Origin of the sequence: Lachnoanaerobaculum umeaense, assembly GCF_003589745.1 — a bacterium.
Lineage (GTDB): Bacteria > Bacillota > Clostridia > Lachnospirales > Lachnospiraceae > Lachnoanaerobaculum > Lachnoanaerobaculum umeaense.
Map to the genome: position 1 here is coordinate 345,212 of NZ_CP032364.1, position 14,034 is coordinate 359,245.

Annotated in this window: 13 protein-coding genes; all 13 read left to right on the top strand. The window is 35.0% G+C overall.

The genetic code is table 11. The features are described 5' to 3' along the window. Window positions 1-3: 3 nt before the first annotated feature. The 13 genes from atpC (at window position 4) to D4A81_RS01455 (ending at window position 14,034) form a co-directional block, all read left to right on the top strand. Window positions 4-405 carry an ATP synthase F1 subunit epsilon gene (atpC, locus tag D4A81_RS01395; RefSeq protein WP_111523870.1) on the top strand — a complete coding sequence of 134 codons (402 nt, stop codon included), beginning with the start codon at window positions 4-6 and terminating at the stop codon, window positions 403-405. A 156-nt stretch (window positions 406-561) separates the two neighbouring features. After that, window positions 562-1,449, top strand: coding sequence for a glucose-1-phosphate thymidylyltransferase RfbA (rfbA, locus tag D4A81_RS01400; protein ID WP_111523871.1), 888 nt, complete (start codon window positions 562-564; stop codon window positions 1,447-1,449). 62 nt (window positions 1,450-1,511) lie between these two features. After that, entirely contained in the window at window positions 1,512-2,534 is a 1,023-nt protein-coding gene (gene rfbB, locus D4A81_RS01405) for a dTDP-glucose 4,6-dehydratase (protein ID WP_111523872.1), read from the top strand. Beyond that, the gene (gene rfbD / locus D4A81_RS01410) at window positions 2,534-3,394 is read left to right on the top strand and encodes a dTDP-4-dehydrorhamnose reductase (RefSeq protein ID WP_111523873.1); all 861 of its coding nucleotides are present in this window, start codon (window positions 2,534-2,536) and stop codon (window positions 3,392-3,394) included. The genes rfbB and rfbD overlap by 1 nt, the downstream gene beginning before the upstream one ends. Beyond that, on the top strand, window positions 3,394-4,740 hold the full coding sequence (glmM, locus tag D4A81_RS01415; RefSeq protein WP_111523874.1) for a phosphoglucosamine mutase: 1,347 nt from the start codon (window positions 3,394-3,396) through the stop codon (window positions 4,738-4,740). The genes rfbD and glmM overlap by 1 nt, the downstream gene beginning before the upstream one ends. Window positions 4,741-4,802: 62 nt before the next feature. Continuing rightward, window positions 4,803-6,467, top strand: a complete 1,665-nt coding sequence (gene leuA, locus D4A81_RS01420) for a 2-isopropylmalate synthase (protein WP_111523875.1) — start codon at window positions 4,803-4,805, stop codon at window positions 6,465-6,467. Window positions 6,468-6,534: 67 nt separating this feature from the next. After that, window positions 6,535-7,515: a glycosyltransferase family 8 protein gene (locus D4A81_RS01425; RefSeq protein ID WP_111523876.1), complete on the top strand. Its 981-nt coding sequence runs from the start codon at window positions 6,535-6,537 to the stop codon at window positions 7,513-7,515. A 9-nt stretch (window positions 7,516-7,524) separates the two neighbouring features. Beyond that, window positions 7,525-8,403, top strand: coding sequence for a glycosyltransferase (locus D4A81_RS01430; RefSeq protein WP_111523877.1), 879 nt, complete (start codon window positions 7,525-7,527; stop codon window positions 8,401-8,403). A gap of 8 nt (window positions 8,404-8,411) precedes the next feature. Then, window positions 8,412-9,392: a glycosyltransferase family 2 protein gene (locus D4A81_RS01435; protein WP_111523878.1), complete on the top strand. Its 981-nt coding sequence runs from the start codon at window positions 8,412-8,414 to the stop codon at window positions 9,390-9,392. Next, a complete protein-coding gene (locus D4A81_RS01440) occupies window positions 9,392-10,819 on the top strand; it encodes a lipopolysaccharide biosynthesis protein (RefSeq protein ID WP_111523879.1) in 1,428 nt (475 codons plus the stop codon). Before D4A81_RS01435 ends, D4A81_RS01440 begins: the two co-directional genes overlap by 1 nt. 29 nt (window positions 10,820-10,848) lie before the next feature. Next, entirely contained in the window at window positions 10,849-11,856 is a 1,008-nt protein-coding gene (locus D4A81_RS01445; RefSeq protein WP_111523880.1) for an ATP-grasp domain-containing protein, read from the top strand. A gap of 13 nt (window positions 11,857-11,869) precedes the next feature. Continuing rightward, window positions 11,870-13,102, top strand: coding sequence for a lipopolysaccharide biosynthesis protein (locus D4A81_RS01450; protein ID WP_111523881.1), 1,233 nt, complete (start codon window positions 11,870-11,872; stop codon window positions 13,100-13,102). Beyond that, window positions 13,099-14,034: a glycosyltransferase family 2 protein gene (locus tag D4A81_RS01455; protein WP_111523882.1), complete on the top strand. Its 936-nt coding sequence runs from the start codon at window positions 13,099-13,101 to the stop codon at window positions 14,032-14,034. The genes D4A81_RS01450 and D4A81_RS01455 overlap by 4 nt, the downstream gene beginning before the upstream one ends.

Genomic DNA, 14,034 nt, shown 5'->3' on the forward strand with positions numbered 1-14,034 from the left:
ATTATGGACAAGTTTGCATTAAAAATAATGTGTCCTGATCATGTTTTTTTTGAGGGGGATGCTACTATGGTCGAGTTTACAACAACACAGGGAAATGTCGGTATATATGCCAAGCATATCCCTATGGTGAATGTAATAGCACCGGGTAAGCTGACTATACATTGTGAGGACGGCAGTGAAAAAATCTGTGCTCTTCACTCAGGCTTTTCTGAAATATTACAGGATAAGGTTATCATACTTGCAGATTCATGTGAGTATGGTGATGAGATAGATGTTGTCAGAGCCAAAGAGGCTGCGGAAAGAGCCAAGAGAAGACTTGAGCAAAAAGATGGCATAGATATAGCTAGAGCAGAGCTTGCACTTAGAAGAGCATTGGTTCGTCTGGATGTAGCAGGAAATAAATAAATTACGAGGATTGTATGTATATTTTCTTAAAAAGGAAGATAATATATACAGTCCTTTTTTATTTCTTCACAGTTTTGTCAAATTATGGTATTATTAAAGTTATTGAAAGTAGAGGGTTTGAGATTGAAAAAGCCCTATCGAAAGTGAGGAAAAATGATGAAGGGTATTATATTAGCAGGTGGTAGCGGCACAAGATTATATCCGCTTACTAAAGTCACATCAAAACAGTTGCTACCTATTTATGACAAGCCGATGATTTATTATCCGATTTCTGTATTGATGGAGGCCGGTATCAGAGAAATACTTATAATTTCCACACCGGAGGATACCCCTAGGTTTAAAGAATTGCTTGGAGACGGTACACAATTTGGGCTTAACTTAGAGTATGCCGTTCAACCAAGTCCGGATGGATTGGCACAGGCATTCATAATTGGTGAAGAGTTTATAGGTAATGATCCGGTGGCAATGATACTTGGCGATAATATTTTCCATGGACATGGACTTAAAAATCATTTGAAATCAGCAGCTTCAAAGGCAAAGGGTGCCACAGTATTCGGCTACTATGTGGATGATCCGGAAAGATTTGGAATCGTAGAATTTGACAAAAATGGTAAGGCTATTTCTATAGAGGAGAAACCACAAAAGCCAAAGAGTAATTACTGTGTTACAGGACTCTATTTCTATGATAATGATGTAGTAGAATATGCCAAGAATCTAAAGCCTTCTGCCAGAGGAGAGCTTGAAATCACAGATCTTAATAGAATCTATCTTGAAAAGGGAGAGCTTGATGTAAAGCTTCTTGGAAAAGGATTTACATGGCTGGATACCGGAACACATGAGAGCCTTGTAGAGGCTACAAATTTTGTATATACCATTGAAACACATCAGCATAGAAAGATAGCATGTTTGGAAGAAATTGCATACTTAAATGGCTGGATAAGTGACGAAGAACTCTTGAAAGCTTATGAAATATTTAAGAAAAATCAGTATGGTAAATATCTGAAAGATGTATATGATGGAAAGTATATAGATAATTTGCATTAAAGGAAAATCCTGTGAGATCATAAGCTAGAACGGGATTTTAAATAAAAATAAATGAGGTTAGTATGAAAATTATTGTTACAGGCGGTGCCGGCTTTATAGGCGGAAATTTTGTTCACTATATGGTAAATCAGTATCCGGAGGATATGATTATAAATCTTGACTTGCTTACATATGCAGGAAATCTAGAGACTTTAAAGCCGGTGGAAAACGCACCTAATTACAAATTTGTAAAGGGTGATATAGCGGACAGAGATTTTATTTTCAAGCTGTTTGAAGAGGAGAAGCCGGATATAGTAATCAACTTTGCAGCAGAAAGTCATGTAGACAGATCAATAACAGACCCTGAGAGCTTTGTAAGAACAAATGTTATGGGAACTACAACTCTTTTAGATGCTTGTAGAAAGTATGGAATTAAAAGATATCATCAGGTATCAACAGATGAGGTATATGGAGATTTGCCACTTGACAGACCTGATCTATTCTTTACAGAAGAGACACCATTACATACATCAAGCCCATATTCATCATCAAAGGCAAGTGCAGATCTTTTTGTACTTGCATATCATAGAACATATGGACTTCCTGTTACTGTGTCAAGATGTTCAAATAACTACGGACCATACCACTTCCCTGAGAAGCTTATTCCACTTATTATAAGCAGAGCACTAAATGATGAAGAGCTTCCGGTATATGGCAAGGGTGATAATGTAAGAGACTGGCTATATGTTACAGACCACTGCAAGGCTATCGATCTTGTGGTAAGAAAGGGTAGAGTTGGTGAAGTATACAATATCGGCGGTCACAATGAGAGAACAAATCTTGAAGTTGTAAAGACAATACTTAAGGCACTTGGTAAGCCTGAGAGTCTTATTAAGTTTGTAACAGACAGACCGGGACATGACAGAAGATATGCTATAGATCCTACAAAGATGGAAACAGAGCTTGGTTGGAAGCCGGAGTACACCTTTGATACAGGTATTGTAAAGACTATTGAATGGTATCTTAACAATAAAGACTGGTGGGAGCATATAATAAGTGGCGAATACACAAAGTATTTTGAGAATATGTATGGAGAAAGACTTTAATGAGAGTATTGGTAACAGGTGCAAAAGGTCAGCTGGGAAGTGATCTTATTGCCGAGCTTACAAATAGAAAAATAGATGCGGTGGGTATAGATATTGAAGATTTGGATATTACGGATGCAAAAGCAACAAAGGAAGTAATAGAAAATATCAACAGTAAAGAAAAACTTGATGCTATTATCCACTGTGCGGCTTATACAGCTGTAGATGCGGCAGAAGACAATGAGGATCTGGTTACAAAGATAAATGCAGAGGGTACAAAGAATATAGCCAAGGTAGCTAAGTCACTGGACATTTCTATGATGTATATTTCTACCGACTATGTCTTTGACGGAGAGGGAGAAAGACCATGGGAGCCGGATGATAAGAGAGCACCTCTCAATGTATATGGTATGGCAAAATACAAGGGAGAGCTCTATGTAGAGGAATTACTGGAAAAATATTTTATAGTAAGAATTTCTTGGGTATTTGGTCTTCATGGAAATAACTTCATTAAAACAATGTTAAGACTTGGCAAGGAGAGAGGTGCCGTAAGTGTAGTAAATGATCAGATAGGTTCACCTACATACACACCTGATCTTTCAAGACTTTTGGTAGATATGATTTTGACAGATAAATATGGCAGATACCATGCTACAAATGAGGGACTTTGTTCCTGGTATGATTTTGCATGTGAAATATTTAAGCAAGCAAAGCTGGATGTATCAGTTACACCTGTAGACTCAGATGCTTTTCCTGTCAAAGCTAAGAGACCGCACAATTCAAGAATGGACAAATCAAAGCTGACAAAGAATGGATTTGAACTTTTACCTGCGTGGCAGGATGCTTTAAAGAGATATTTGTCAGAACTGGAGAATAGTTAATGGGAAAATATTTTGGTACAGATGGATTTAGAGGAGAAGCAAATATAGACCTGACAGTTGAGCATGCGTATAAGGTAGGTAGATTTTTGGGTAGCTTCTACTCTAAAGATGGAAAAAAATGTAGAATAGTTATAGGTAAGGATACAAGAAGATCAAGCTATATGTTTGAATATTCATTGGTTGCAGGACTTACAGCATCAGGTGCAGATACATATTTACTTCATGTTACTACAACACCAAGTGTATCCTATGTAGTAAGAAGTGATGATTTCGACTGTGGCATAATGATTTCAGCCAGCCACAATCCGTACTATGACAATGGTATAAAGGTTATTAATGGCAGAGGTGAAAAGCTGGAAGAAGAGGTTATAGAAAAGATTGAAGAGTATATAGATGGACCATCTGATGCTATTCCTTTTGCTACAAAAGAAGATATTGGAAGAACTATAGACTATGCCGCAGGTAGAAATAGATATATAGGATACCTTATTTCCATAGCTACAAGATCATTTAAGGGGAAGAAAGTTGCACTTGACCTGGCAAATGGATCTGCGTCAAGCATCGCAAAGAATGTATTTGATGCTTTGGGAGCAGATACATATGTGATCCATAACAATCCGGATGGCATAAATATCAATACCGAATGCGGTTCAACACATATAGAGAGTCTACAAAAATGTGTGCTTGACAATGGCTGTGATATAGGTTTTGCCTATGATGGAGATGCTGATAGATGTCTATGTGTTGATGAGAACGGAAATGTAGTAGACGGTGATCTTATACTTTATATTTGCGGAAAGTATATGAAGGAAAACAGCAAGCTTTTTAATGACACTGTAGTTACCACTATAATGTCAAATTTCGGACTATACAAGGCGTTTGATAGAGAGAATATCAAATATGAGAAGACTGCTGTAGGTGATAAATATGTATATGAAAATATGCAAAATAACGGTTATTGCCTAGGTGGTGAGCAGTCAGGACATATTATATTTGCAAAGCATGCAACTACAGGTGACGGAATACTTACATCACTTAAGGTTATGGAGGTAATGCTTGAGACCAAGCAGACTCTATCAAAACTTGCAAGTGAAGTAGAGATTTTCCCACAGGTTCTAAAAAATGTAAAAGTGGTAGACAAGCAAATTGCAGGAGAAAACAAGGCGGTACTAGAGGCGGTAGAGGCTGTGAGCAAAGCTTTGGGTGATGATGGAAGAATACTTCTTCGTCCAAGCGGTACCGAGCCTCTTATCAGAGTAATGGTAGAAGCAAAGAGCATGGAAGAATGCGAAAAATATACAGATGAAGTAATAAAAGTTATGGAAAAAGAAGGACTTTTAATATAGGGGGACAAAAATCAGAGAATGGGACAAAGCTTAAACTTAGATTAGGAAAGAGGAGAGATTAAATGTATCATATTGAAAGATATAAGAGAAATCCTGTAGTGGATTTTAAAGAGAGAACATGGCCGAATAAGCAAATAGAGAAAGCACCTATATGGTGTTCATCAGACCTAAGAGACGGCAATCAGGCATTGGTCGAGCCAATGGTGGTAGAAGAAAAGATAGAGATGTTTAATCTGCTTGTAAAGTTGGGCTTTAAGGAAATAGAGATAGGTTTTCCGGCAGCATCCCAGATAGAATTTGACTTCCTTCGTCAGCTTGTGGACAGAAAACTTATACCGGATGATGTTGTAGTACAGATACTTTGCCAGTGTAGAGAGCATCTTATAAAAAGAAGTTTTGAAGCTATAAAGGGAATTAAAAAATGTATAATGCATATATATAATTCCACTGATACATTACAAAGAGATGTAGTATACGCTCTTGATAGAGAAGGAATAAAAAATATTGCACTTGAAGGTGTGGATCTTGTAAAGAAGTATATGAAAGACCATGAAGGTGAAATTATATTGGAATATTCACCGGAGAGCTTTATGGGAACAGAACTTGATTTTGCACTTGATGTATGTGACGCCGTTGTAGATGCATGGGGCGCTACAAAAGATAAGAAGATAATAATCAATCTTCCGAACACTGTTGAGATGACAACACCTAATGTATTTGCAGACAGAATAGAGTGGATGAGTACACACCTAAAAAACAGAGAGGCGATTATACTTTCCACACATCCTCATAATGACAGAGGTACAGGTACAGCTGTTGCGGAGCTTGCGCTTTTGGCAGGAGCTGACAGAATGGAGGGTACACTTTTTGGAAACGGTGAGAGAACAGGAAATGTGGATATACTTAATATTGCCTACAATATGTTTTCACAGGGTATTGATCCGAATCTTAATATCAGCAATATTAAAGAAATCATAGATGTATATGAGAGAACTACAAAGATGAGCATCGACCCGAGACATCCATATGCAGGTAAGCTTGTATTTACAGCTTTTTCAGGTTCTCATCAAGATGCTATTAACAAGGGCGTTCAAGCTATGAGACAGAGAAACAACCCATACTGGGAAGTTCCATATCTGCCCATAGATCCGGCTGATATCGGTCGTGAGTATGAGCCTGTAGTAAGAATAAATTCACAGTCCGGAAAGGGCGGTGTTGCATTTGTTATGGATACATTCTACGGCTTTAAATTGCCAAAGGGTATGCATAAGGAATTTGCAGATATTATCCAAAAGATTTCAGAATCACAGGGAGAGGTTTCACCTGAAGAAATCTACAAGGAATTTGAAAAGAATTATATTGAGAAGAAAGAGCCTCTACATTTCAAAAAATGTGTCATTACAGATGCTGATGAAGATGGAGATTTTTCTACATATGTTAAGGTTACATACACTCTTGAAGGAGAAGAGAGAGTATTTGAAAGCACTGGAAATGGTCCTATTGATGCAGTTAAGAGAGGTCTTGAAAATGTGGTTGGTAAGGGTATTAAAGTTCTTGATTACAATGAGCATGCCCTTACATCAGGTTCAAATGCGAAGGCTGCTTCATACATCCATATGCTTGATGTAGAAAGTGGAAAGACCACTTATGGAGTGGGCATTTCGGGAAATATCACAAGATCATCTATTAGAGCTTTATTTTCTGCAATAAATAGATTGTTCTATTAAAGAAATATAATGGAATACTCACGTATTTTAGTGGGTATTCCTTTGTGCTAATAATAATGAGGTAAGTATGAATATAGTTTATATAGCAAATGAAAAATTTGCAGTACACCTGGGTGTCAGCTTATATTCGCTATATGAGAGAAATAGATATGAGAAAGATATTAGAGTCTTCATCATTTCCACAGGAATTGGTGAAGACTCTTTAGGCAAGTTCAAAAGTATAGCAAAAAAATTTGACAGAAGTATAGAAATAATAGAGTTAAATGATACATCAAAGTATTTTGATATCGGTATACAGGACTCTACATTTGATATAAGTAAGATGGGAAGATTACTTGTAGGAGAGCTTTTGCCAAAAGATGTAGATAGAGTTCTTTATTTGGATTGTGATATTGTCATATTGCATTCAATAAAAGGCTTATATAATACAGAGCTTGAAGAAAATATAATTGCTGCTGTAGAGGAACCTACAGTACTTGAAAGAGTCAGATATGAAATCAGGCTTGATTATGAGGCTTCTTATGTGAATGCGGGACTTTTGTTGATAGATTTGAAAAAGTGGAGAGACAATAATTTAGGTGAAAGAATTATAAGCTATAGTAAAAGTATCTGGGATAAGAGTCTATTTGGTGAGCAGGATGCTATAAATGGTGTACTAAGATGGAAAACAAAGAAACTACCTCCAAAATACAATTTCTTTTCTAATTATAAATATTTCTCATACAATACATTTGTTAGAGTATATGGAGCAAGTCTTTCATATACAAAGGAAGATTTGAAAGAGGCAAAGAGACGACCGGTGGTACTGCATTTTGCAGGAGATGAGAGACCTTGGATCATAGGCAGCTTTAATCCATATAAAAGAGCATATGATTACTTTAAGGAAAAGACTCCTTTTAGAGATGTTCCAAATGAAACAGGAAAGAGATTATATATGCTTGTATATCATATGATGAATATAATTACAGTTATTTGTCCGAAGATCAGAAAAAAAATATCTGAGTACTATATAGATAAAGCATATAAGAAGCATTCTGAAAGAAAATAAGGAGAAAAGATGAAGTTAGCCTTAGTAGTATTAAATTATAATGATGCAGACAATACATTAAAGATTCTTGGAAATGTTGCGGATTATTCTGTATTCGATAAAGTGATAGTAGTGGACAATGCATCAAATGATGATTCAAAGATAAGACTAAAAAGCTTTTGTGAGAAAAGGGATAAGATCTTTTTTGTTGAGAATCAAGAAAACAAGGGCTATGGAGCAGGCAATAATGTTGGCATATTTGTAGCGAAGAAGCTGGGTATGGATTTAGCTTTGATAGCAAATCCTGATACTGATTTTGAAGAAAGAGTTATTAAAGTTGTAAAATCTGTAATGGTAAAGAATTACAATATTTCGATATGTGCACCACTTGTAGAAACTAATGATGTCTATGGTAGCAGAGAAAATGTGCTAAAAGGAGCATCATGCTGGCCTATGAGAGATTTTATGCATTCTTTGGTTGAGAATGGTCCAATTTGCAGAAGACTATTTACAAAAGCACTTCATTATGACAGAAATTTTTATAATGCTAAGATAAGAAAAGTAGGTGCAGTACTTGGAGCACTTTTGATGGTGAGAGTAGAAGACTTTTTAAGGGTCAGTGGCTATGATGAAAATATGTTTCTCTATGGTGAAGAGGATCTTCTTTCAAAAAAGATGGCTGATATAGGCAAAAAAACAGTAGTAGTTACGGGATATAAGTATAAGCACATACATTCTGCCAGTATCAAAAAGAGTTTGAAGAGCCTGTATTCACGCCAGAAGATTAGAGAAGAGTCAACTATGTATTTTTATAAAAATTATCTGAAGATAAATTTGCTTCAACAGATATTTGCAAAAGTTTTCTTTGCATTTGTAAGGCTGGAAGTGATTATTTTCGGGTTAATGTAGGAATGCGTATGATAGAAATTTTACTTGCGACCTTTAACGGTGAAAGATTTTTGCCTGAGCAGATAGAAAGCATAATAAGTCAAAGCTTTACGGACTACAGTATACTTGCAAGTGACGATAATTCCAGCGATTATACCCTTGAAATACTAAGAAGTTATGAGTGTGTATTAGGCGAACAAATAAATGTTATTCAAAGCAATACGCACAGTGCAAAGGAAAATTTTTACAATCTGCTTGATATGGCTGATGCCGAATATATTGCACTCTGCGATCAGGATGACTTTTGGCAAAGTGACAGACTCAAAAAAAGCTTGAAGGCTGTACAAAGGCTTGAAAGAAGGTATGGCAAAGAAACACCGATACTTGTGCATTCGGATTTGGAGATAGTGGATGAAAACCTGAATTCAAAAAATAAAAAAATGTCCGAGCTTACAGGTATGAGAGAAGCCATAAAGTATGCAAAAAAAGAGTCAAAATACCTTTATACAATAAGCACTAAAGAAAGTTTTTCAAGGTATTTGGTTGAAAACAATATCACAGGAAATACGGTGATAATAAATAAGGCATTGCTTGATATATACAAAAGGCCTAAAGTTTCTTTTATGCACGACTGGTGGCTTGGAATGGTCGCCTTTACATTCGGTAAGGTGGGATATCTTAATGAGTGCTTGGTAAAATATCGCCAACACGAAAGCAATGAACTTGGTGCAAAGAATCCGCTTGAACTTCACAATATAAGAAAGAGAAACAAACAAAGGATAAGAGAAAATTACGACTGTATGTTTGCACAAGTAGAGGAGTTTTTATTATTATATAAGAATGAACTTGGGAAAAGCAGGTTGGCTGATACATATTATGCACACAAATACTTAAATGCATTTGCAAATATGAAATCTAAAAACAGGATATCAAAGATAAGAGATATCTTGAAATATTCATTTTTTAAAAGTTCAAAAATACTTACAATAGGAGAGATGCTGAATATCTAATGAATAAAAAAAATAGAAGTGAGATTACAACATCTCTTTTTTGGAAAATACTTGAAAATGGCGGTTCACAGGGAGTTCAATTTATAGTATCTATACTACTTGCAAGACTTCTTAGTCCTTCAGAGTATGGAATAGTTGCAATAGTTTTGATTTTTACGACAATAGCCAATGTGTTGGTTCAGAACGGCTTCTCATCAGCACTTATTCAAAAGCAGAATGCAGATGATTTAGACTTTTCATCTGTACTTATTTTTAATGCGTTTTTGTCTATCTTAATATATTTTTTATTGTTTTTAATATCACCGGTAATAGCCGGTATATATAATAGATCTGAACTTGTGATGATACTTAGAGTAATGGGTATTATCATAATACCGGGAAGTATTATTTCGGTACAGAATTCCTATGTTGCCAGAAACATGAAATTTAAAATGCTGTTTATAGCAACATTTCTAGCATCTATCATTTCAGGTGGTATAAGTGTGTTTATGGCAATCAGTGGAATGAAGGTGTGGGCATTGGCATTTCAACAAATAGTATATTATTTTGCTTTGCTTATAATACTAGGTATAGGAATCAAATATTTTCCAAAACTGAGTTTCAGCATGGAAAGACTTAGAACTATGTTTGCATTTGGTTCAAAGCTTCTGATAGCTTCTTTGCTGGATACCATTTTTACAAATATACATGGATTGATTATTGGAAAGGCGTACAGTGAGGAAATGCTGGGTGCTTTCAACAGAGGTGAACAGTTTCCAAAGCTTGTGGTGACAAATCTGTCCTCTGCTATACAGTCAGTGCTTTTACCGGTAATGTCAAAGAAGCAAGACAGTAAGGAGGATATTAAAAAGCTTTTGCAGTCTTCCATAAAACTGTCTACATTTGTAGTAGCACCTATGATGTGCGGATTGGCAGCAGTCAGTGACAATCTTATACTGCTTTTATTAGGTGAGAAGTGGTCATTTGCTATTCCTTTTTTGCAGATGATGTGTTTTTCATATGTGTTCTGGCCTATACATATATCCAATCTACAGGCCCTAAATGCAATGGGTAGAAGTGATATTTTTTTAAAACTTGAGATAGTAAAGAAACTCCTTGGTGTGGCTGTTTTGATTATAGGCATAAGATATAATGTATTTATATTTATAGGATTAAAAGCTTTTTCAGATTTGATATGTGCATTTATAAATGCTTATCCAAATGTAGGACTGTTGGATTATAAACTTAGAGAACAGAGTATGGATGCCCTGGCAAACTTTGCACCTGCCATATGTATGGGAGTTATTATTTATATAGCCGGCAAGTATATTGGCATAGGAGCTATAAGTTTGCTTATACAGATAGTACTAGGAGTAATTATTTATATAGCCTTGGCTGTAGTTTCTAAAAATGAAAATATGAGAATGATAATAAGTAGGTTCGGATAGTTTATTATCAAAACAATTAGGGGAAAATTATGAATATACTTTTGACCAGTGTGGGTAGGAGAGCATATATAATTGATTATCTGAGAGATGTATATAAAGCTCTCGGATTAAAAGGAAGTATCATAGCGACAAATTCAGATATGAATACTACAGCTATGAGTATGGCAGATAAGGCATTTGAGTCGCCGCTTATATATGATGAAGAATATATACCTTTTTTGATGGATATATGCAAAAAAGAAAAGATAGATATATTGATTTCTCTTTTTGACATAGACCTTATGATACTTGCAAAGAATAAAGGGGGATTTGAAGCTTTGGGTGTAAAGGTAATTGTTTCAAAGGAAAATATTATAAATATTTGTAATGATAAATTTGAAATGTTAAAATATCTTGAGAAGATAAATATGCCGGTACCAAAGACTTGTATAGATTTAGCTGAAGCATTAGAGGAAGCTGATTTTGAGAACAATACATATATATTAAAGCCTAGATGGGGTATGGGATCTTTAAGTATCTTTGAAGCTGAAAATAAAAGAGAATTGGAAGTTCTCTATGAAAAAGCAAAAAGAAGTATTCAAAAGTCATATTTAAAATTTGAATCAAAGGCTGATATCAATAGGGCAATACTTATACAGGAAAAAATCAAGGGTGAGGAATTCGGACTGGATATATTTAATAATCTGGATGGAAAGTATATAACCACCACTGTAAAGAAAAAGCTTGCAATGAGATCAGGTGAAACTGATATTGCAAAAGTGGTTGAAAACAATGCTTTGAATGATATTGGTAGAAAAATAGGTGAAGATCTGAAACATATAGGAAACCTGGATATGGACATACTTATATCGGGAGAAAAAGCCTATATAATAGATATGAATGCCAGATTTGGGGGAGGCTATCCTTTTACTCATAGTGCCGGTGTAAATGAGCTGGAAGCTATTATAAGACTTTGTAATAATGAAAAGCTAAATGATTTATCAGTAAAAAAATATGGTCTTTTTGCAAAGGAAATAACCTTAGTAGAATTAAAGTAGATTTGGATATATTATGGATAAAAAAGAAAGAAGTGCGTATTTTTGGAATATGCTTGGCAGTTTGGTATATGCTATTACAAGCATGTTGCTGGGTGTGGCGGTAACAAAACTTGCAGGAGCATATGCGGGAGGAATATTTTTCTTCGGATTTTCCACTTTGGGTCAACAGCTTTATATAGTTTCATACTTTGGAATGCGACCTATACAGGTTACAGATATTGCAAATGAATATACATTTGGAGATTATTTAAGATTAAGGGCTATAACTTCATTTATTGCAATTTTGGCAGGATTTATATATGTACTTTTTATTGCAAAGGACAGATATGTATTTGAAGTATATATGATATTGTCACTTTATAAGATTCTTGACGGGTTCTGTGATGTATTTGAGTCAGAGATGCAAAGACAGGACAGACTGGATATAACAGGAAAAGCAACACTTTTTAGGACAATATTTTGTGTAGGCATATTTCTGGTCGCTTTGGTAGTTTCAAGGGATTTGAAGCTTAGCTCTTTGGTATTATTGCCAAGTATAGTGATTGCAGCAGTAATTTTTGATATACTGCCATTGATGAAATTAAAACCGGATATAGTTATAAAAAAGGCCTCCTATATATCACTGATACATAAGAGTAAATGGCTCTTTTTAGGAGCTTTTATAGACCTATATATTTTTGCAGCAGCAAAGTATGCTGTAAATTTTAGACTTGGCGGAGAGTTTAACAGCTATTTTAGTATTATATTTATACCTACCTCTATAATAAATCTTATGGCAGGGTTTATAATAAGACCTATACTTACAAAGCTTTCATTACTCTATAAGATGGGTAATAAAAAGAACTTTCTATCCACCATATCAAAAATCACAGTATTTATATTTGTAGCCACTTTATTTGGAATGCTTATGGCATATACTTTAGGTATTCCGGTACTTAAGTTTGCACTTGGCGATGTTGGAAATGTATTGGAGCCATATAAAAAGGCATTGGTTTTGGTAATACTTGGTGGAGGACTTTATGCCATAGTGAATTTGGGATACTATTGCCTTGTGATTTTTGAAATGACCGGAATTATATTTTTAATATATGTTGTAGGAGCTATATTTGCATATTTTATCAGTGATTTTATGGTAAGAAACTTTGCAATGAATGGAGCAGCTCTTGCGTATATGATAACAATGTCATTATTAACTGTATTTTTCCTTGTAGCAGTGATTTTTGGACTTAGAAAGGTTAAAAAATGAATTTAGTAGATGTTATAATACCTACATACAAGCCGGATAAAAGATTTTTGATATCGGTAAAAAGACTTCTGGCTCAGACTGTGAAGATTGGTAAAATTATTATTATAAATACCGGTAAAGATCTGTGGGATAAAAGCGGTGTTGAAGATAAGCTTAATAGACTTTTTGAAAACAGTACTACAGAGTTTTGTTTGGAGCATATAGAGAAAGAGGAGTTTGACCATGGAGCCACCAGAAATCTTGGAGTGTCAAAATCAAAGTCTGAGTATTTTATATGCATGACTCAGGATGCGGTATGTTTTGATAAGAAAACTGTTGAATATTTGCTCAGAGGTATGGATAAATCTATCAAAATGACATATGCGAGACAGGTGCCGGATAAAAGTGCAAATAAGATAGAAAAATTCACAAGAGAGTTTAACTACCCTGTAGAGTCTATGATAAAATCATTTAATGAAAAAGAAACTTTGGGAATAAAGACATATTTTGCTTCAAATGTATGTGCAGCCTATGAAAGAGAGACTTTTGATGCTTTGGGCAGATTTGATACGGGAGAAATATTGAACGAGGATATGCTTTTCGCATATAAGCTTATAGAGCATGGTTATTTTATAAAATATGAAGCATGGGCAAAGGTAATACATTCTCATAACTACAGTGGGAAGAAGCAGTTTATGAGAAACTTTGATATAGGAGTTTCACAGAGCAGCAATCCTGATATTTTTAATAATATAAAAAGCGAGAGTGAAGGTAAGAAGATGGTATTGCAGACCTTGAAATATCTACTGTCTACACACTCGTATATCAGTGCAATCAGGCTTATATACATAAGTGGTTGCAAATATGCAGGTTTTTTGATGGGCAAGAACTTTAAAAAATTGCCAAAGAGCCTAATAAAGAAATGCAGCATGAACAGAGATTTTTGGAGATAG

Coding starts and splice junctions, on each gene's coding strand:
- atpC (WP_111523870.1), top strand. CDS start 4: ATGGACAAGTTTGCATTAAAAATAATGTGTCCTGATCATGTTTTTTTT.
- rfbA (WP_111523871.1), top strand. CDS start 562: ATGAAGGGTATTATATTAGCAGGTGGTAGCGGCACAAGATTATATCCG.
- rfbB (WP_111523872.1), top strand. CDS start 1,512: ATGAAAATTATTGTTACAGGCGGTGCCGGCTTTATAGGCGGAAATTTT.
- rfbD (WP_111523873.1), top strand. CDS start 2,534: ATGAGAGTATTGGTAACAGGTGCAAAAGGTCAGCTGGGAAGTGATCTT.
- glmM (WP_111523874.1), top strand. CDS start 3,394: ATGGGAAAATATTTTGGTACAGATGGATTTAGAGGAGAAGCAAATATA.
- leuA (WP_111523875.1), top strand. CDS start 4,803: ATGTATCATATTGAAAGATATAAGAGAAATCCTGTAGTGGATTTTAAA.
- D4A81_RS01425 (WP_111523876.1), top strand. CDS start 6,535: ATGAATATAGTTTATATAGCAAATGAAAAATTTGCAGTACACCTGGGT.
- D4A81_RS01430 (WP_111523877.1), top strand. CDS start 7,525: ATGAAGTTAGCCTTAGTAGTATTAAATTATAATGATGCAGACAATACA.
- D4A81_RS01435 (WP_111523878.1), top strand. CDS start 8,412: ATGATAGAAATTTTACTTGCGACCTTTAACGGTGAAAGATTTTTGCCT.
- D4A81_RS01440 (WP_111523879.1), top strand. CDS start 9,392: ATGAATAAAAAAAATAGAAGTGAGATTACAACATCTCTTTTTTGGAAA.
- D4A81_RS01445 (WP_111523880.1), top strand. CDS start 10,849: ATGAATATACTTTTGACCAGTGTGGGTAGGAGAGCATATATAATTGAT.
- D4A81_RS01450 (WP_111523881.1), top strand. CDS start 11,870: ATGGATAAAAAAGAAAGAAGTGCGTATTTTTGGAATATGCTTGGCAGT.
- D4A81_RS01455 (WP_111523882.1), top strand. CDS start 13,099: ATGAATTTAGTAGATGTTATAATACCTACATACAAGCCGGATAAAAGA.